Below are 19,472 nucleotides of genomic sequence, written 5' to 3'. Positions count from 1 at the left end.
ACGGACTCGCTGATCGAGCGCGCCGATGCCTGCCTCTACGCCGCCAAGCGAAACGGCCGCAACCGCGTGATCTGCGAGCTCGATCCGGAATACGCCGCAGAGGCGCGGGACCAGAGCCAGGTGGCCTAGCGCCTTCGCTTGGCCCTCTTCGCAACCTTCTTCTTGGCCGCAGCCTTTTTGGGTGCGGCCTTTTTCGTTGGTGGAGCTTTCGCGACTTTCCGCGCCTTCGGTCGCTTCTTCAGCGCCGCGCGCTGGGCGGCGGCGAGCGCCGCCCTCGCCCAGGCGCCGAGCTCCTCGGTGTCGTCGAACAGCCGCGCGGGCAATTGCCAGTAGGAATTGACCGTCACCGTCCTGGCGCGGGTCTGGTACTGGAACGGCTTCGAGCCTTCCGCCTCATATTGCGGAATGGTCGCCTCATCGGCGCGGAAATAGAGCCCGGCGCGCAGCGCCAGCGCGAAATTGGTGCCGTCTGAGGAAATGCCGTAGCCGGAAAACATCCGGCGAATCGTCACCGGGCCGAAATCGGCAAAGAGGTCGATGAGGAATTCGCGGTCCATGGTGCCACACGCATAGCACTATCCCCTCATGGTGAGGAGGCGCGCAACAAAACCGTAGGGTGGGCAAAGCGGAAAGCGTGCCCACCTTCCTTGAATTAGTGCACGCGAAGGTGGGCACGGCGCAAGCGCGCCTTTGCCCACCCTACGATTCCGCCCGGGATGAGGGCTGTGAGCGCTGAGAGACTACACCTTCGCCGGCTTCAGCTGCACGGACTCGCCGCAGCCGCAGGCCGAGACCTGGTTCGGATTGTTGAAGACGAACTGCGCCTGCATCTTGTCGGCCTTGTAGTCCATCTCAGTGCCGAGCAGGAACAGCACGGCCTTGGGGTCGACCAGGATCTGGACGCCCTTGTCCTCGACCACCTCGTCGGTCGGGCGGATCTCGTGGGCATATTCCACGGTGTAGGACTGGCCGGCGCAGCCGCCATTCTTGACGCCGACGCGCAGGCCCACGATCTCGGAATCGGCGCGCCTGGTCAGCTCGTTGATGCGCGTGGCCGCAGCATCCGTCAGTTTCATCACCTGCGGACGCGGGCGCGGTTTCGGCTTGGCGGGCGCTGCTTGTGTCATATCGTTCATTTGGTCAGTCCCGGCGGCTATTCAATGCCGCTCTGTTCCCTAGAGTTCATAACCCGCTTCGCGCTTTCGTTTCGCGCGAACCGGTCTGCAATCGAAACCTCACCACATGTTCAGCACGAGCCGGGCCTCGTCGCTCATCCGGTCCGGCGTCCAGGCCGGATCCCACACCAGGTTCACGTTGACGATACCGATGCCGGGAACGCTGGCGACCGCGTTCTCCACCATGGTCGGCAATTCGCCCGCGGCCGGGCAGTTCGGCGTGGTCAGCGTCATCATGATGTCGACGCTGCGGTCTTCCTTCAGGTCGACCTTGTAGATCAGGCCGAGCTCGTAGATGTCGGCCGGAATCTCGGGGTCGAATACCGTCTTCAGCGCGGCGACGATCTCGCCGGAGAGCCGCTCGGTCTCCTCCGGCGGCAGCGCCGACTGGGTTTCCATGGAAGCGATCTTGACTTCGGCAGTGTCGGTCATGCGAACAGTTCCCGCGCCTTGATCAGCGCCTGCACCAGGTGGTCGACTTCTTCCTTCGTATTATACATGCCGAAGGAAGCGCGGCACGTGGCGGTGACGTTGAACCGCTCTAAAAGCGGCATCACGCAATGGGTCCCGGCGCGCACGGCAACGCCCTGACGGTCGATCACGGTGGCGACGTCGTGGGCATGCGCGCCCTTCAGCTCGAAGGAGATCACCGGCCCCTTGTCGCGGGCGGTGCCGATCAGCCGCAGCGAGTTGATCTCGCGCATCCGCTCCTGGGCATAGCTGAGCAGGCCGTGCTCATGGGCGGCAATGCGTTCCTTGCCGATCGAATTGACGTAGTCGATCGCAGCCCCCAGTCCAATCGCCTCGACGATCGGCGGCGTCCCGGCCTCGAACTTGTGCGGCGGATCGCCATAGGTGACCCAGTCCTTTGCCACCTCGCGGATCATCTCGCCCCCGCCGTTGAAGGGACGCATGGCGACAAGATGCTCGTGCTTGGCGTAGAGCGCGCCGATGCCGGTCGGGCCGTAAACCTTGTGGCCGGTGAAGGCGTAGAAATCGCAGTCGAGGTCCTGCACGTCGATGGGCAGATGCACCGCGCCCTGCGCGCCGTCGACCAGCACTGGGATGCCGCGGTCGTGGGCGAGCTTGATGACCTGCTTGACCGGAACGAAGGTGCCGAGCGCATTCGACATCTGGGTGATCGCAACCAGCTTGGTCCGCTTCGTCAGCAGCTTCTCGAACTCGTCGATCAGGAAATTGCCGTCGTCGTCCACCGGCGCCCACTTGATCACCGCGCCATGGCGTTCCCTCAGGAAATGCCAGGGCACGATGTTGGAGTGATGCTCCATGATCGAGAGGACGATCTCGTCGCCCTCCTTGATATTGGGCTCGCCCCACGAAGAAGCGACGAGGTTGATCGCCTCGGTGACGTTGCGGGTGAAGATGATCTCTTCGTTGCGACGGGCATTGACGAACTTCGCGACCTTGGCGCGCGCGCCCTCATAGGCCTCCGTCGCCGCATTGGCGAGGTAATGCAGGCCGCGATGCACGTTGGCGTATTCGCTGTGATAGGCATCCGTCATGCGCTGGAGCACGGCGGTCGGCTTCTGCGCGGAGGCGGCGTTGTCGAGATAGACCAGCTGCTTGCCATAGACCTTCAGCGCCAGCGCCGGAAAGTCCTCGCGGACGCGGGCGACGTCGTAGGAACCGTTGGCGACCGCCGGATGCAAGGTCATGATCGTGCCTCCAGCCAGCGCTCCGCGGTGGACGTCGCCAGATCGCGCAAGACGTCGCTCGCAATGGACTCGATGGCCTCGCCGACGAAGGCCTGGATCAGCAGCGCCTGGGCGTCCTTCTCTGGCAGGCCGCGAGCCCGCAGGTAGAACAGCAGGCTCTCGTCCAGCGCGCCTGAGGTGGCGCCATGGCCGCAGGTGACGTCGTCGGCGAAGATTTCCAGCTCCGGCTTGTTGTCGGCCTCTGCGTCGTCGGACAGCAGCAGCGCCCGCGTCATCATCTTGGCGTCGGTCTTCTGCGCATCGGGACGCACGACGATGCGGCCCTGGAACACCGAATGGCCGCGGTCGTCGATCACGGCGCGGAACACCTCACGGCTGCCGCAATCAGGCACCGCGTGGTCCATGAACAGCGTGGTGTCGGCGTGCTGCCGGCCCTTGAGCAGGTTGACGCCGTTGGTCTCGACTTTCGAGCCCTCGCCGGCGAACACGATGTTTGCCTGGTAGCGGCTGACGGCCGCGCCCGAGGTCAGGCCAAAGGTGTTGAGATGTGCGTGCGCACCGAGGGTGACGACGGCGGAGGAAATGTTGACGGCATCGGCGGCGTCCTCGACGAGACGAACATGGTCGAGCCGGGAATTGTCGCCGATCGCGATCACCAGCGAATCGTGCGCCTGGTAGTTCTTCGTGCCGTCGGCGGCGACATAGCTCTCGACCAGCGTGGCCGATACGTTTTTGCCGAGACGCAGCAGCGAACGGGTGAACATCGACGATGCCGTCGCGCCCGCAGCGATATGGACGATGTGAAGCGGCTGCGACAACACCGTGCCGTCGGCGATCTCGATCACGACGCCATCGGTCAGCATGGCGCTGTTCAGCGCCACCATCGGATTGGCGTTGTCGAACGAGAACAGCTGCGCCAGCAGCGCGCCGTCATCGATCGCCTCGCGTAGCGAGCGGATGCCGAGTCCCTTCTCCAGACCACTGAGATCGGAAAGCTTCGGCGCGAACGCGCCGTCCACCAGCACCAGCCGGCGCATCCCCTCGATGGCTCCTGCCTTCAGCGCGATCTCGGCACGCTTCAGCGCCGCGGCATCCGGCGCGGCCGCCAGCGGCAGCACCTCGCGCATCAGCACGCGCAGATCGGTGTACTTCCAGTCCTCGATGCGGCGGTGCGGCAGGCCGGAGCGCTCGTAGGCCTCGAGCGCCTGGCGCCGGAACTCGCCGACCCTGCCCGCGGCCGGCAGCCGTTCGCGCGCGTCCGCAAAGGCCGCGTCAAGCGTGCGTCCGGTATCGGTCTTTGCCAAAGCTACGTTCATCGTTGGTCCATCCGGCCCTTAGGCCGCGTCCTCGAACTGGGCGTAGCCGGACTCTTCCAGTTCCAGCGCCAGTTCCTTGCCGCCGCTCTTCACCACCCTGCCGCGCGACATCACGTGGACGAAGTCGGGGACGATGTAGTTGAGCAGCCGCTGATAGTGCGTGATGACGACCATGCCGCGATCCGGCGTCCGCAGCGCGTTGACGCCGTCGGCCGCGATGCGCAGCGCGTCGATGTCGAGACCCGAATCCATCTCGTCGAGGATGCACAGGCTGGGCTCGAACAGCGCCATCTGCAAAATCTCGTTGCGCTTCTTCTCGCCGCCGGAGAAGCCGACATTGACGCCGCGCTTGAGCATGTCCTGCGGGATGTTGAGCGACTTGGTGACTTCCCGGACCTTCTTGAGGAAGTCCGGCGTCGAGAATTCATTCTCGCCGCGCGCCTTGCGCTGCGCATTCAGCGCGGTGCGCAGGAAGTTCATGGTGGCGACACCGGGGATTTCCACCGGATACTGGAACGCCAGGAACACGCCCTTGGCGGCGCGCTCGTCCGGCGCCATCTCCAGCAGGTCTTCACCCCTGAACAGGATCTCGCCGCCGGTGACCTCGTAGCCGGGCTTGCCGGCTATCACATGCGACAGCGTCGACTTGCCAGAGCCGTTCGGCCCCATAATCGCGTGCACCTCACCCGGATTGACCGTGAGCGACAGCCCGTGGAGGATCTCGCGATCGTCGACACGTACTTTCAGATCCTTGACTTCAAGCAATGACATCATCTTCTTCCGTTTTCCTCGTCCTGAGGAGCGCCGAAGGCGCGTCTCGAAGGACGTGGGCCCACAATTTTTCCACTCATCCTTCGAGACGGCCGCTCGCGCGGCCTCCTCAGGATGGGGCTTATCCGACCGAACCTTCCAGCGAGATCGAGATCAGCTTCTGCGCCTCGACGGCGAATTCCATCGGCAGCTGCTGCAGCACGTCCTTGACGAACCCGTTGACCACGAGGCCGACGGCTTCTTCCTGGGAGAGGCCGCGCTGGATGCAGTAGAACAACACGTCCTCGGAGATCTTCGACGTCGTCGCCTCGTGCTCGAAGGTGGCCGACGAGTTCTTCGCCTCAACATAGGGCACGGTGTGCGCGCCGCACTTATCCCCGATCAAGAGCGAGTCGCAGGCGGTGTAGTTGCGCGCGCCGGTGGCTTTCCGATGCGCCGTGACCAGTCCGCGATAGGTGTTCTGCGACCTGCCGGCGGCGATACCCTTGGAGATGATCCGGCTGGTCGTGTTCTTGCCCAGATGAAGCATCTTGGTGCCGGAATCGACCTGCTGGAAGCCGTTCGAAATCGCGATCGAGTAGAACTCGCCGCGCGAGTTATCGCCGCGCAGGATGCAGCTCGGATATTTCCAGGTGATCGCAGAGCCGGTCTCGACCTGGGTCCAGGAAATCTTCGAGTGATGACCGCGGCAGTCGCCACGCTTGGTGACGAAATTGTAGATGCCGCCGACACCTTCGGAGTTGCCGGGGTACCAGTTCTGCACCGTCGAATACTTGATCTCGGCCTCGTCGAGCGCGACGAGCTCGACCACGGCGGCATGCAGCTGGTTCTCGTCGCGCTGCGGCGCCGTGCAGCCTTCGAGGTAGCTGACATAGGAGCCCTTGTCGGCGATGATCAGCGTGCGCTCGAACTGGCCGGTGTTGCGCTCGTTGATACGGAAGTAAGTGGACAGTTCCATCGGGCAGCGCACGCCCGGCGGCACGTAGACGAACGAGCCGTCGGAGAACACCGCCGAGTTCAGGGTGGCGAAGAAATTGTCCGAGGTCGGCACCACCGAGCCCAGGTACTTCTTTACGAGCTCCGGATGCTCGCGAATGGCCTCCGAGATCGGCATGAAGATCACGCCGGCCTTCTTCAGCTCTTCCTTGAAGGTGGTGGCGACCGAGACGGAGTCGAACACGGCGTCGACGGCGATCCTGGAGCGCGCAGGCGCGCCCTCCTCGCCATCGGCTTCCGGCTTGACGACGCCTTCCAGCACCGCGACTTCGCGCAGGGGGATGCCCAGCTTCTCATAGGTCTTGAGAATCTCCGGATCGATCTCGTCGATCGAGGAGAGCTGCTTCTTCGGCTTCGGCGCCGCGTAGTAATACAGATCCTGATAGTCGATCTTCGGATAGTTGACGCGCGCCCAGGTCGGCTCGGTCATGGTCAGCCAGCGGCGATAGGCCTCGAGACGCCATTCCAGCATCCAGGCCGGCTCGTTCTTCTTGGCTGAGATGAAGCGGACCGTATCTTCGGAGAGGCCCTTCGGGGCCTTCTCGGATTCGATGAGCGTCTCGAACCCATATCGATACTGGTCGACGTCGATCCGGCGTACCCGGTCGACCGTCTCTTGTACGGCTGGCATTCCATCCTCCGCTCGCGGTTTCAAGGACCGCGGTGGACAAGGGCTTATGTCTGATGCGATGCATCAACGAAACCGGCTTAGAACAGTTCAAGCCGTGTTTCGTCGCCCTCTAAGTAAGCCATCGGCGAGCTTTCGCCAAGCCTGAAGAGCCAAATCAATGTCTGCCTCAGTCGTGGACCAGCCCAGACTGAGCCGCACCGCTCCCTGGGCCAGCTCGGAACCGTAGCCCATCGCCTCGACCACGTGCGAGGGCTGGACCTTGCCCGACGAGCAGGCCGAGCCGGCCGAGACCGCCACGCCGGCGAGGTCGAAGCCGATAACGGCCGTTTCGGCCCGTACGCCGGGAACCGCGAACAGAACGGTATTTGGCAACCGTTCCGCCTCGCTGGCGAACACCAGCGCGCCGGGCGTCTGAACCAGACCGGCCTCCAGCCGCGCCCGCAAGCCCTCCTCGCGGCACGCCTCTTGCCCGCATCCAACCAGGGCCGACTTGGCGGCCGCTCCGAAGCCGGCGATCCCGGCGACGTCCTCCGTGCCCGCCCGGCGGCCCTTCTCCTGTCCGCCGCCGCGCAGCAACGGCACCAGGCCTTCCAGCCCCTCCGCCAGCACCAGCGCACCCACGCCCTTGGGCCCGCCGATCTTGTGGGCCGAGAGCGACAACAGGTCGGCACCCGCAGAGGCGAGGTCAAAGGGGATCTTGCCGAGCGCCTGGATCGCATCGACGTGGAGCAGCCCTCCCGCCTCGTGGACGAGCCGTGCCGCCTCCGCCACCGGCTGGATCGCGCCGGTCTCGTTGTTGGCGAGCATGATCGACACCAGCGCGGGCGGGCCGTCGAGCATCCTACGCAAGCGGTCGAGATCGACGATGCCGGAACGGGTGACGCCGATGGTGCGGATCGCGTCCTGCGCAAAGCGACCGCCCGCCAGCACGGAGGTGTGCTCGATCGCGGAAGTCAGCAGCCGCTCCATCGCCGGCCCCTTGCCACGCCGCAGGCCTGGCGTCAGCGCCAGCGAATTGGCCTCCGTGCCGCCTGAGGTGAAGATCACGTTGGGCGCCTCTGCGCTGACGGCGGATGCCACCGCGGCGCGGGCCTCCTCCACCAGCCGGCGCGCCTGCCGTCCCTCGGCATGAACGGAGGATGGATTGCCGCCGATCTCCCAGGCATGCGCCATCGCCGCCTTCGCCTCGGGGCGAAGCGGCGTGGTCGCGTTCCAGTCGAGATAGATGCGCATCGCCATGCCAGCCATATAGCGCTTTCCGGCGGCGGCGATACGGGCTTGCGCGGCGAAATCGTTAATTCGCCGCCTGCCCGCTCGCCCGCATCGGCATGGCCAACCCAGGCGCTTCGGACTTCAGCCCGAACAACGGCCGCAGCCAGGAAAGGCGCCGCACGATCTCGTAAGTTGCCACGCAAGTGGCCGCCGTGCCGCCGATGACAATGGCCGCTTCGACGCCCGCCGATATCCCGCTGCCACGAAGCGCATGCGCGATGACGATGATCGCGGTCTGGTGCACGATGTAATAGGGGAAGATCGCGTCGGTGAGATAGCGCCGCGTGGCGGAGTCCCTGTTCAGCCAGCGCCGCGCGAGGCCCAGCACCATGACGATGACGAGCCATTGGTAGAATCCATAGGCGAAGCCGATGCCGAGCCGGATCGGCATGCCGCCGTCGCGCAGCGAACGCAGCGACAGCCAGAGCGCATAGCAGGCAATCGCGAGGATGAGAGCGATCCAGCGCTGGCGCTCGACCGCATCCCAGAACGAGTCGGCATGCGCCAGCAGGAAGCCGAGCAGGAACACGCCGGCAAACAGAGCGTGATTGTACCAGTCGCCGAACAGCGCGTGCGTCGAGGGGAAGTGCGGCAGCAAGGTAAGGCGGAAAATGCCGAAGAGAAGCGACGGCACGATCAGCAGCAGCATGCCCGACAGCAGTGGCGCCAGCCATCGCTCGATCGCGCCGACGACGCCGGGGATCAGCAGCACGACCAGGCCGAGCGCCATGGTGTAGACCCAAAGATAGGCCACAAACCACAGATGGTTCCAGGTCGGCAGGATGATGCAGGGCTTTGGGCAGAACTGCGTGCCGAAGGCAAAGTAGTATTTCAGGTAGAACTCGACGAAGCCATCGGGATATCCGAGCGCCTCGACGATCTGGATCCAGGCTTGCGGCGGCACGATCACGAGCATGCCGAAGACCAGCGGGATCAGCAGCCGCGACGAACGCGAGCGGAGCAGTGTACCAACGGCGGTTTTGCGCAGCAGGAAGCGGGTAGCGACGCCGGAAACGAGGAACAGCAGCGCCAGCCGCCATGGGTTGAGCGCCAGCATCAGCGGCTCCAGCATCGTGACCGGCTGCGCGCTCTTGATGTGCCAGTTCCAGGACACATAGAACATCCCGACGTGGTAGAGGATCAGGAGCCCGAAGGCGCCGATCCGCACCCAATCGAGGTCGACGCGCCGCACGGGCGCCACATCAGATGGCTGTGCTATGGTTTGCTGCATCGCTATGGTTTGCTGCATCATGGTGTGCTTCCGAAAATTGCGCTGAACTCTCATGACCGACGTCAAGGATGCGCCCAATCGGCCCGCTGCGAAGCCGGTTTGGGATCAAAACGGGCAAGCGCGGGATGAAGCGAGGTCTGCCGGGACGAACGGCTGGCTGCGCGGGACGATCGGCGAGGACTGGCTGATCTATGCGGCGGTCAGCGCGGTCGCCGTTGTCATCGGGGTCGTCGGCGCGCTTTCGACCGCCGACGACATCGCCCGCCGCGGCGGGGTCTACGACCCTAGGACGCCCCTGCTCTGGGACATGACCAGCATTGCCGTCATCATCCTGCTGACGCCGGCGCTGCTGGCGATCGTGCGGCGCATTCGCCGGGAACCCGTCCTGGCGATGCGTATCGCGCTGGCCGTCGCCACCATCATCGTCTTTTCGGCCGTGCACATCACCGGAATGGTGTGGCTCCGCAAGTTCATCATGTTCCTGGCGGGCAGCGCCTATGACTTCCGCTTTTCGCTCGCAACCGTGCTGTACGAGTTCCGGAAGGACGTGGTGACCTGCGTGCTGATCGGCGGCGGCATGTGGCTGATGGATGCGAGGCGCGAGGCGCAGCGCGCGTTGCAGGTGGCACCGCCGCCGCCGGCCGCCAGCCCGCCCTCCACGGCGCAGACGATCTGGCTGCGCGACGGCACGAAGAGTATCCGCATCGAGCCGCGCGACATCCTGTGGATCTCCTCGGCCGGCAATTACATCGAATACAGTCTCGCCGACGGCTCCAGCCATCTGATCCGCGGCACGCTGGCATCGGCGGAAAGCGAACTGTCCCGCTTCAACCTCGCCCGCATCCACCGCACGCGGCTCGCCAATCTCGGCCGCGTCACCGGCGTGCAGTCGAAGCCCTCGGGCGATTTCGACCTCACCTTCGATTCCGGGCATACGGTTGGCGGCAGCCGGCGCTACCGAAATGCGGTTGCTTCGCTGGAGCGCAACGACGCATCCGCCTGAGCTCCGTCGCTCCGGACCTCAAGAAATTTCCACGAATTTCCAGTGCCTTACGGACAATTCATAAAGCGGCTTCCCGACCGCCGGACTGCACAATTTCCTTGCTTTTTGCCCCTTGCGTCATGTTAGAACGCGCTCCACCGCTTCCGCCCGGCGGCGCCTCTGCTATCCAATTCACGAGCCGCTTGCTTCGCGCTACTTGCGAAAAAAGTCCGCTCCGACCGGTTGATCGATCGGCGTTCATCAAGGGATCGCAATGCCTGAAGTGATTTTCACCGGCCCTGCCGGCCGCCTCGAAGGCCGCTACCATCCGGCGAAGCAGAAGAACGCGCCCATCGCCATGATCCTGCATCCGCACCCGCAGTTTCACGGCACAATGAACCACCAGATCGTCTACCAGTGCTACTACGCCTTCGCGCATCGCGGCTTCTCGGTGCTGCGCTTCAATTTCCGCGGCGTCGGCCGCAGTCAGGGCTCGTTCGACCACGGCACCGGCGAATTGTCGGATGCGGCTTCCGCGCTCGACTGGGCGCAGGCGATCAATCCCGAGGCGCGCGCCTGCTGGGTCGCCGGCTTCTCCTTCGGCGCCTGGATCGGCATGCAGCTTCTGATGCGCCGCCCTGAGGTCGAGGGCTTCATCTCGATCGCGCCGCCGGCCAATCTCTACGACTTCTCGTTCCTCGCGCCCTGCCCGTCTTCGGGTTTGATCGTGCATGGCGAGAAGGATGCCGTGGTGCCGCCGAAGGACGTCAACACGCTGGTCGAGAAGCTTAAGACGCAGAAGGGCATCGTGATCGACCAGCAGGTCATCCCCGGCGCCAACCACTTCTTCGACGGCAAGCTGGAGCCGCTGATGGAAGCGGTCACCGGCTACCTGGACATGCGCCTCGCCAACGTGCGCTGAACCCCGCGGCTTTCGTCGGCGATGTGGTGCTCACGCGGCGAGCTTGAGCAGGTGCGCGTCGTGGCGAATGAGGAACGCGCGCAGCAGATCGGCATAGTCGGGCGAGACGGCGCTGCGCACGCTCTGCCGTCTGGCAAGCTGGGCGCGCCAGGCCCGCACCTTCGGCGTATCGGCGAAGACGGCGAGATCGGCGACCTCGTCGAATACATCGAAGTAGCGGAAGATCGGCGCGAACACCGCATCGACCAGGCTGAAGCGGTCGCCTGCGAAGAAGGGACCGGCACCGAGCGCCGCCTCGACGCGCGCGAACTTTGCCGCGATCGCCTGCCGCTTGCCTTCAAAGACCTTCGGGTCGGTCGTGGTCTCCAGTCCCCACAATTCGCCGAGGATGGCGGAGCCGAATTCCATCCAGGCGCGGTGCTCGGCGCGCGTCAGCGGATCCTGCGGGTGCAACTTGATGCCCGCAAACGTCTCCTCGATGTATTCGCAGATCACGTTGCTCTCGAACAGCGCCACTTCGCGGCCGTCGCGCTCGACAACGAGGACGGGCACCTTCCCGAGCGGGGACAGCTTCAGGAACCAATCCGGCTTGCTCGCAAGATCGATGTCGATCCGCTCGAATGGCACACCCTTTTCGGTGAGCGCGATCACCGCGCGCTGCACGTAGGGACAGAGCTTGTGGCTGATCAGTTTCAGGGCGGCCATGGCGAATCCTCGACGGTCAATGCATCTGCATGCAAATTACATGCGTCTGCATACAATCGTCAAGGTCGATGCATTTGCATCGAGTTCACGGTCGCGCGATCACCCCGCCGGTCATCGGCATCGGTACGCCGGTAGTGGCGGGATAGCTCAGCGGCAGGCCCTTCAGACCGCGGGCCGCCAGGAAGCCGAAGGCCTGCGCCTCCAGCGCATCCGAGGACCAGCCGAGCACCTCGGCAGCGTCCACGGTGGCCGGCTCGAGCCGCTCGCGGAGCATCCGCATCAGGGTGCGGTTGCGCGCGCCGCCGCCGCAGACGATCCAGCTGTTCGGCCATTTCGGCAGCAGCGGCACGATCCGGGCGATCGCGGCGGCCGTGAACGCCGTCAACGTCGCCGCGCCATCGGCCGGCGCCATGTCGGCGACCTTCAGCGCCGCAAAATCGTTGCGGTCGAGCGACTTCGGCGGCTTCAGGCCGAAGAACGGTAGTTGCAGCGCACGGGACACCCAGGCCTGGTTCACGCGCCCCTTGGCGGCAAGCTCGCCATCCTTGTCGAAGCGCTGGTTCATGGAGCGGAACATGTGATCGTCGATCAGCGCATTGCCGGGGCCGGTGTCGCAGGCGATCAGCGTGTCCGTGCCGTCGATAAAGGTGATGTTGGAGACGCCGCCGATGTTGAGCACCGCGATCGGCCCCTCGCGCGCCAGCGATTGCGCCAGCGCGCGGTGATAGACAGGCACGAACGGCGCGCCCTGCCCGCCGGCGGCGACGTCGGCGGCGCGGAAATCGTGCATCACGGGGATATGGATCGCCTTGGCGAGAGCAGCGGCATCGCCGATCTGCACCGTCATCCGCTTTTCGGGCCGGTGCAGCACGGTCTGGCCGTGGAAGCCGACGATGTCGATTTCTCCCGGGCTGATGCGGTTCTGCGCGGTGAAGCTGGCAACGGCCTCGGCATGCGCCTTGGTGACGGCCTCCTCGGCCTCGCGCAAAATGCCCGGCCGGGCGTCGCGGCACGGCAGGTGCACCGCCTCAGTCAGAGCCTGGCGCAGGAGGCCGCGCTCGCGCTCGGTATAGGGGCGATAGCCGCTGGGGCCGAAAGCCTGGACCCGCTTGCCGTCGGTTTCGATCAGAGCGACGTCCACCCCGTCCAGCGAGGTGCCGCTCATCAAACCGAGTGCCGTCAACATCATCGTATTGGCCTCACGAGCCTACCCCGGGACGCCCTGCTTGTGCCAAAGGAGCACATCTTATAATGCCACAGCGGACGATGACTCGGCAGCCCGTTCGCATTGGGTTCCGCAATTCGTTACAATTAACGTGAAGAAAAACCGTGAAAATAGAGTGATCAGAGTCGCCGACACATGAGCGCATTTAAATCGGATTTCCTGAACATTTTACAGGAGCGGGGCTTCATCCATCAATGCTCCGATTTCGAGGGGCTGGACGCGCTCGCCGCCAGGGGCGAGGCCACCGCCTATGTCGGCTACGACTGCACCGCCCGATCGCTGCATATCGGCAACTACCTCACGATGATGATGCTGTACTGGCTGCAGCAGAGCGGCAACCGGCCGATCACGCTGATGGGCGGCGGCACCACCATGGTGGGCGACCCCTCCGGCAAGGACGAGACGCGCGCGTTGCGCTCGATCGCGGAGATCGAGGCCAACAAGGCCTCGATCCGCGGCGTATTCTCCAAGGTGCTGCGCTATGGCGACGGGCATAGCGATGCCATCATGCTCGACAATGCGGAGTGGCTGACGAAACTGAACTGGATCGAGATGCTGCGCGACATCGGCCGGCATTTCTCGGTCAACCGCATGCTGACCATGGACTCCGTGCGGCTGCGCCTGGAGCGCGAGCAGGAGATGAGCTTCATCGAGTTCAACTACATGGTCTGCCAGGCCTACGACTTCGTCGAGCTGTCGCGCCGCGCCGGCTGCCGGCTGCAGATGGGCGGCTCCGACCAGTGGGGCAACATCGTCAACGGCGTCGATCTCGGCCGCCGCATGGGCACGCCGCAGCTGTTCGCGCTGACGACGCCGCTGCTCACCACCGCCTCCGGCGACAAGATGGGCAAGACTGCCAAGGGCGCGGTGTGGCTCAACGCCGACGAGTTCTCGCCCTACGACTTCTGGCAGTACTGGCGCAACACCGAGGACGCCGACGTCGTCAAGTTCCTCAAGCTGTTCACCATCCTGCCGATGGCCGAGATCGCAAAGCTCGCGGCGCTGCAGGGCGGCGAGATCAACGAGGCCAAGAAGGTGCTGGCGACCGAAGCAACCGCCCTGCTCCACGGCCGCGACCCCGCCAACCAGGCCGCCGAGACCGCGCGGCAGACGTTCGAGGAAGGCGCGATCGCGGAAAACCTGCCGACGGTGGAGATCGCGCGCGGCGAGCTCGATACCGGGGTCGGCGTGCTCGCAGCTTTCGTGAAGGCAGGGCTCGTCGCCTCCAACGGCGAAGCGCGGCGGCAGATCAAGGGCGGTGGCCTGCGCGTCAACGACGTTGCGGTCACCGACGAGAAGATGACACTCTCGCCGGCCAATCTGACCGCTGAAGGCGTGATCAAGCTGTCGCTCGGCAAGAAGCGTCACGTTCTGCTCCGCGCTGCCTGACCGGCGGCGCATAGGCGCATTCGAAAAAGGCCCCTGCTCTTTTGTCGGGAAAGAGCGCTCTTTTGCGCCCAATGGATCGGAATACGCCGCCGGAGGACGTGACGGCCAGGCCGCCGAAGCCGGCGCGCGTGGCGCTGAACGTGCTGGCGCTGTGTTTTGCGCTGTCGGTGCTGGGCCGCGGCCTCGGCGAAAGCTTCACGGTCTTCCTCAAACCGATCTCGGAAAATTTCGGCTGGGACCGCGCGCAGGTCGTTTCGGTCTATTCGCTGTCCTGGCTGATGAGCGGGCTCGCCGCGCCGCTGGTCGGCCGCCTGTTCGACCGCTCCGGGCCGCGCACGGTCTATGCGCTCGGCCTCATGCTGCTCGGCGGCGCATTCCTCGCCGCCTCGCACGCGCAATCGCTGTGGCAGTTCCAGCTCACCGTTGGTCTTTGTGTAGGACTTGGCATCGCTCTGGTCGGCAATGTGCCGAACTCGATCCTGCTCGGCCGCTGGTTCGGGCCGCGGCTGCCGACGGCGATGGCGGTGGTCTATTCCGCCATGGGCGGCGGCGTGCTGGTTCTGCTGCCGGCCTCGCAGCTCCTGATCGACCACATCGGCTGGCGGTCCTCCTACCAGTGGTTCGGCATCGTCGTGCTCTGCCTCGTGGTGCCGCTGCTGCTGCTGCTGCCCTGGCGGCTGTTTGCGCGGGGCTCGCCGAACCTCGTGCAGAAGGCGCAGGCCGAGGTGACCGACAGCGGGTGGACGCTCGGCAGCGCGATGCGCCATCACGTCTTCTGGGCGTTGCTCTCGACCTTCTTCTTCACCGCGGCCGGCATGTACGCCATCTCGGCGCAGATCGTCGCTTTCCTGATCGACGCCGGCTTTCCGCCGCTGCAGGCCGCGACCGCCTGGGGCTTTTCCGGCGTCGTGCTGGTATTCGGCATGATCGGCGTTTCCACCCTCGACGGCATCATCGGGCGCCGGCCGTCGGTGCTGCTCAGCTACGCCGTTTCAATTCTCGGCATCTTCTTCCTGTGGCTGCTGCAGTGGTATCCGAACTATCTGCTGCTCACCGCCTTCGTCGTCTGCTTCGGCAGCATGATCGGCTCGCGCGGGCCGCTGATCACGGCGACCGCGCTGAAATTTTTCCAGGGCAAGCGGGTCGGGACGATCTTCGGCACCATCGCGATCGGCAGCGGCCTCGGCTCCGGCTTCGGCGCCTGGTTCGGCGGCGTCATCCACGACTACACCCACGGCTACAACGCGCTGCTCGCCTTCGCGCTGGTCAACGTGATCCTCGGGATGATTCCGTTCCTGGTGGTGCCGGCGCTGCGGCGTTAGCGCGGGCCGCGCGGCTCAATTGTTCGGCGGGAATTCCACCGGGTTGTTCTGCTTGCCGGTGTTGAATTCCATGATCTTTCGCGTCACGCCCGGGAACATGGCCGAGATCGGATTGACGCGCAGCACCGGTTGGGCCGGCGTGCCGACGACTTCATAGGTCACGCCGATCAGGCCTTCGTTGCTGCCGGCACCGAGGAAGATGCCGACGATCGGGATCTGGCCGAACATATTGTTGAGCCCGTACATCGGAATGAAGGTGCCGCTCATGCGCACCTGGTTGCCGACATAATCGATGCTGCCTTCGATGGTGGCGCCGATGGCCGGCCCTTTCACGACGCCCTCGCGAACGGTGAGCTGGCCGCTGTTGCGGGTGAATTCCGCGCGCAGCCGCGAGAACGACACGCCGCCCGGCGTGCCGGGCGCCCCGCCCGCCGCGACGCGCTCCAGCGCCGCCTCGCCCTTGACCGCGAAGTTCATGACATTCATCAGCCCTTCCCTGGGGCCGGGCTCCGATGTCGGCGGCTCCAGCGCCAGCGAGAGCTGGCCGCCAACCATCTTCGAATAGGTGTCGGTGAAGCGGAAGAAGGCGCCGGCGTCGCTGGTCTCGAGATAGATCACCTCGCGTCCCTGCGCACGGCCGCGCAGGTCGGCGGTGACCGGCGTGTCACGCCCGAGCTTGCCGCTGAGCGAGAAGCTGCGGATCGTGCCGTTGCGGCGCGAGAACTTGCAATCGATGCTGCGTACCGCCTCGCCGTTGAAGCCCTGCATCGCGCCGAGCTTGAGATCGACGTCGAAATCGATGGCCTTGGACTTGCTCTTGGCTTCGGCTTCCCGCCCCGACACGGCCGATTTGAGGAAGCCGCGGCCGTCGAACACGTCGCCGCGCATCGTCACCTTCACCACGCCGTCGGCGTTTCGCTCGGCGCGCAGCGTTGTGCGGTCGCCATCGGTCGGCGAATAGACCGGGAAGTTTGCGCTGATGAGATCGCCGTTCTGGTCGACTTCCAGCGATCCCTTGATGGAGACGCCGCCGCCCTCCACCACGATGTCCTCGAAGCGGGTCGACTGCTGCTTCTGCACGACGTTGAAGGTGGCCTTGCCCGACCTTCCGGGCACCTTCACCCAGCCGGGCAGGATGTTGTCGAGCCTGAGCGCGGTGAGGTCGGCCTCGACGCCGATCCGGCTGTCGTGATCGCCGCTGCCGATCTTGCCGATCAGCTTCACCGGCAACGCACCGGTCACGGCCGACCCGAGATCGAGGCCGAGCCGGGCGCGGCTCGCATCGTCGAGCGTCGCCGAGAGCCTGACGTCGGCGTCGCCATCGGCCACTTTGCGGTAGTCGAGCACGGCCGCCTGCCCGTTGATCTTGACGTCGCCCCTGACCTGGTAGCCGGCGTTGCTGGCGGCGATCTTCAGCGTGCTGGCCTCCAGCTTCTGGTTCATCACCAGCTTGTCGGCGGCAAAGCCGGTGAGATCGGCGGTGACGCTGTAGGTCGTATCGGCCTTGGTGATCGCATTCTTGACCGGCAGGCCCATGTTGATGACGGCGGAGAAATTGCCCTTGCTCGCATTGGGATCGACCAGCGTGCCCGCGAGATCGCTTAAGCGGTCCGAAGCGAGGATCTCGGCCGCCGCAGGAATGGGACCATCGACGCGGACGCGGACTTTGGCCGGCGACGGCTTCGGCGCCATGTCCGGCACCTCGAAGCTGAAGTCGGTAAAATTGATGTTGCGCCCGGCCGGCGTGTCGGCAACGCCGCGGCCGATGGTGACGAGCACGGTGCGCCCGGTGACCTTCGCCTTGAGATCGGCATCGCGCACGGCCGGCATCTGATCGACGGGACGAACCGTCACGCCCGAGGCGACGATGTTGACGGCAAGTCCTTCGTCGGGGATCGGCGGACCCTTGCGCGAGAGATTGCGCACCGGCGAATTGATGGCGACGTCGATACGCTGCAACTGGCCTTTCTCGATCCGCTCGATTACCCATTCGCGCACTTCCGGGGCGATCAGGATCGGCCACACGCGCTTCAGCTGGGAAGCCGACATCGGCGTGCCGGCAAACCCGAGTTGCAGCCGCGGCTCGCCGGAATAGTCCACCACGCCGGTGCCGGCGACGCTGATCTCGCCATTGGAGAGATCGGCCTGGGTCAGCAGCACGCGCTTTCGGTCGGTATCGAAGCGGAAGCCGATGTTGATGCGGTTGAAGATCAGCGGCTGCTCGCCTTCGACGCCCGGCAGCACGATGGTGCCGCCGGATAGTCCGGCCTGCCAGTCGTTGACGTTGCCGTTCGGCGGCTCGAGATGCGCCAGCAGCGTCACCCGGTTCGGGCCGGAAACGACCTTGAAGGGGGCCACCAGCACGCGGCGGCTGGAATCCCACTCGACGTTCATTTCCGCCGAATCGACTGCCATCGGATAGTCCGGCGTGTCGCTGTCGATGATGTAGCCGCTACCCGCGACGATCTTGCCGCGGAAATAGGTCGGCACGCCGTCGCGGCCAAGCTCGCCCTTCATTTCTCCCGACAACGGCAGATCGGCGCTGTAGGTGAGATCCTTGACCCGCATCGCCCGGAAGATGTTGGCGGTCGGCAGCTTGTCGGCCTTGATGTCGACCGAGCGGACGCCGTTGGCGGGCGGTCCGACCGTCACCTTCAGCGACCACGGCTTGGCGCCCTGCTCGCCGAGGCTGAGCGCAACGCCGCCGCTGCTCGGGCGGCGCAGGCTCAGGCTGATATTCTCAAGCGACCATTTGTTGCCGCGCTGCTGGTCGTCGACCAGCAGATTGCCGTTCTTCAGGCCGATCTCGTTGAGGTTCTGTCCGTCGAGGCCGGTGAGGCTCAGGCTATCGAGCCAGTCGAGGCCGGCCAGAATTCCGGCCTGCGTGGAATCCGTCGTTGCCGGCTGAGCCGCCCCGGCCGTCGGCGGCGTCATAGGGATCTGGCGCGGGAATGTGGCCGGCAGGCCAGCCTCCTTCTTGGAGGCAACGCCGGTGGCCAGCGGTTTTGCGGTATCGCCCGCCGACACCGTGACCCGGCCGTCCGGCGTGATGCGGATGGCGAGCTCGGCATCCACCAGATTGAGGCTCTCGGCGCGCAGCCGGCCCATCAGCAGCGCGGTGCCGGAAAGCTTCACTTCCGCCTTCGGGGCGGTAGCGACAATCGCCTGGTCGCGGTCGCGTACGACAATGTCGCGAATGCGCACGGCGATGCGGATGCGTCCGGCGCGCTCGATCTGGGTGCCGCCGATCTCGACCGTGTTGCCGTGACCGATGTTTTGCTCGATCGCCGAAGCAAGCCAGGGTGTGGCGATGTCGAGATTGATCGGCCCGGCGCCGAGCCGCCACCACAAGCCGCCGAAGCAGACCACGAAGATGACGGCGAGTGCGGCCGCTGCGACCGCTAGCCGCTTCACCCAGCGTTCGCCGATCATCCAGCGCCGCATTGCGCCGACGCGGTCGCCGATCCGGTGAATGCCCGAGCCCGAACCCGACAGCAGCTTTCGCGCGCGATGGCCCGCCGCCTCGTCCGGCTCGTCCCAGCCGGCCTCGTCCCACTGCGGATGCTGCGCACCGGCGCGCGTCCTCGCCTGTGGAGTCGGCTGCTCCAGCGAGCCCTGACCCAGCGAGCCCTGACCCAGCGAGCCCTGGCGCGGTCCGGGATACGGTCCGGCTTGAGCTCCTCCAGCCTGGGAAGCTCCGACCGGCCCTTGGGGCGACGAATTCCTTGCCATTGCCTCTCGGTGCTGGCGCTGCTTGCGGGTTGGTTCGCCGCCAAGGGCGCGCCCGTCGATCCCCATCGAGCGCTCCTGTGCCGGCATCGCTGCCAATCCCCGGTTTTTACTATGAGCCGTTGCCGGC

General features: G+C 65.3%; 16 protein-coding genes and 1 pseudogene. 5 read left to right on the top strand and 12 right to left on the bottom strand.

Translation table 11 applies throughout. The features are described 5' to 3' along the window. Positions 1-129: pseudogene (locus ACT4OC_RS05490) on the top strand (GGDEF domain-containing protein); the annotation flags it as partial. Here ACT4OC_RS05490 and ACT4OC_RS05485 read toward each other — a convergent pair. The 9 genes from ACT4OC_RS05485 to ACT4OC_RS05445 all read right to left on the bottom strand — a co-directional run bounded on the left by ACT4OC_RS05485 (position 126) and on the right by ACT4OC_RS05445 (position 9,089). Next, the gene (locus tag ACT4OC_RS05485; RefSeq protein WP_444837955.1) at positions 126-557 is read right to left on the bottom strand and encodes a TfoX/Sxy family protein; all 432 of its coding nucleotides are present in this window, start codon (positions 555-557) and stop codon (positions 126-128) included. The pseudogene ACT4OC_RS05490 and the gene ACT4OC_RS05485 overlap by 4 nt on opposite strands. Positions 558-740: 183 nt before the next feature. Then, the gene (locus ACT4OC_RS05480; RefSeq protein WP_444837959.1) at positions 741-1,127 is read right to left on the bottom strand and encodes a HesB/IscA family protein; all 387 of its coding nucleotides are present in this window, start codon (positions 1,125-1,127) and stop codon (positions 741-743) included. 108 nt (positions 1,128-1,235) lie between these two features. Then, complete coding sequence (locus ACT4OC_RS05475; protein ID WP_444837954.1) at positions 1,236-1,607, bottom strand: SUF system Fe-S cluster assembly protein; 372 nt, start codon at positions 1,605-1,607, stop codon at positions 1,236-1,238. Beyond that, on the bottom strand, positions 1,604-2,851 hold the full coding sequence (locus tag ACT4OC_RS05470) for a cysteine desulfurase (protein WP_444837953.1): 1,248 nt from the start codon (positions 2,849-2,851) through the stop codon (positions 1,604-1,606). Before ACT4OC_RS05470 ends, ACT4OC_RS05475 begins: the two co-directional genes overlap by 4 nt. Then, positions 2,848-4,167 (bottom strand): Fe-S cluster assembly protein SufD, encoded by a 1,320-nt coding sequence (gene sufD / locus ACT4OC_RS05465; protein ID WP_444837952.1) that lies wholly within the window; start codon positions 4,165-4,167, stop codon positions 2,848-2,850. The genes ACT4OC_RS05470 and sufD overlap by 4 nt, the downstream gene beginning before the upstream one ends. Before the next feature lie 18 nt (positions 4,168-4,185). Beyond that, entirely contained in the window at positions 4,186-4,938 is a 753-nt protein-coding gene (gene sufC / locus ACT4OC_RS05460; RefSeq protein WP_444837958.1) for a Fe-S cluster assembly ATPase SufC, read from the bottom strand. Positions 4,939-5,059: 121 nt separating this feature from the next. After that, a complete protein-coding gene (gene sufB / locus ACT4OC_RS05455) occupies positions 5,060-6,565 on the bottom strand; it encodes a Fe-S cluster assembly protein SufB (RefSeq protein WP_444837951.1) in 1,506 nt (501 codons plus the stop codon). Positions 6,566-6,652: 87 nt separating this feature from the next. After that, on the bottom strand, positions 6,653-7,804 hold the full coding sequence (locus ACT4OC_RS05450) for a cysteine desulfurase family protein (RefSeq protein WP_444837957.1): 1,152 nt from the start codon (positions 7,802-7,804) through the stop codon (positions 6,653-6,655). Positions 7,805-7,859: 55 nt separating this feature from the next. Continuing rightward, positions 7,860-9,089: an acyltransferase family protein gene (locus ACT4OC_RS05445; RefSeq protein WP_444837950.1), complete on the bottom strand. Its 1,230-nt coding sequence runs from the start codon at positions 9,087-9,089 to the stop codon at positions 7,860-7,862. Between the two features lie 31 nt (positions 9,090-9,120). Between ACT4OC_RS05445 and ACT4OC_RS05440 the strand changes: the two genes are divergently transcribed. Both ACT4OC_RS05440 and ACT4OC_RS05435 read left to right on the top strand, forming a co-directional pair. Continuing rightward, positions 9,121-10,071, top strand: coding sequence for a LytTR family DNA-binding domain-containing protein (locus ACT4OC_RS05440; protein WP_444837949.1), 951 nt, complete (start codon positions 9,121-9,123; stop codon positions 10,069-10,071). 253 nt (positions 10,072-10,324) lie between these two features. Beyond that, a complete protein-coding gene (locus ACT4OC_RS05435; RefSeq protein ID WP_291609983.1) occupies positions 10,325-10,972 on the top strand; it encodes an alpha/beta hydrolase in 648 nt (215 codons plus the stop codon). A 30-nt stretch (positions 10,973-11,002) separates the two neighbouring features. On the opposite strand, the gene ACT4OC_RS05430 is transcribed toward ACT4OC_RS05435, so the two are convergent. Together ACT4OC_RS05430 and ACT4OC_RS05425 are read right to left on the bottom strand one after the other, a co-directional pair. After that, positions 11,003-11,677, bottom strand: coding sequence for a glutathione S-transferase family protein (locus ACT4OC_RS05430; protein ID WP_444837948.1), 675 nt, complete (start codon positions 11,675-11,677; stop codon positions 11,003-11,005). A gap of 85 nt (positions 11,678-11,762) precedes the next feature. Further along, entirely contained in the window at positions 11,763-12,866 is a 1,104-nt protein-coding gene (locus ACT4OC_RS05425) for an anhydro-N-acetylmuramic acid kinase (protein WP_444837947.1), read from the bottom strand. A 171-nt stretch (positions 12,867-13,037) separates the two neighbouring features. On the opposite strand from ACT4OC_RS05425, the gene tyrS reads away from it, so the two are divergent. Then, positions 13,038-14,291: a tyrosine--tRNA ligase gene (gene tyrS, locus ACT4OC_RS05420; protein ID WP_444837946.1), complete on the top strand. Its 1,254-nt coding sequence runs from the start codon at positions 13,038-13,040 to the stop codon at positions 14,289-14,291. Between the two features lie 71 nt (positions 14,292-14,362). Then, positions 14,363-15,613, top strand: a complete 1,251-nt coding sequence (locus ACT4OC_RS05415; protein ID WP_444837945.1) for an MFS transporter — start codon at positions 14,363-14,365, stop codon at positions 15,611-15,613. A gap of 15 nt (positions 15,614-15,628) precedes the next feature. On the opposite strand, the gene ACT4OC_RS05410 is transcribed toward ACT4OC_RS05415, so the two are convergent. Next, positions 15,629-19,432 (bottom strand): hypothetical protein, encoded by a 3,804-nt coding sequence (locus ACT4OC_RS05410; protein WP_444837944.1) that lies wholly within the window; start codon positions 19,430-19,432, stop codon positions 15,629-15,631. Between the last annotated feature and the right edge of the window lie 40 nt (positions 19,433-19,472).

This window comes from Bradyrhizobium sp. (assembly GCF_052389815.1).
Taxonomy (GTDB): domain Bacteria; phylum Pseudomonadota; class Alphaproteobacteria; order Rhizobiales; family Xanthobacteraceae; genus Bradyrhizobium.
The sequence above is the reverse complement of the archived record's forward strand: the minus strand, read 5'-3'. Positions and strand labels throughout refer to the sequence as shown.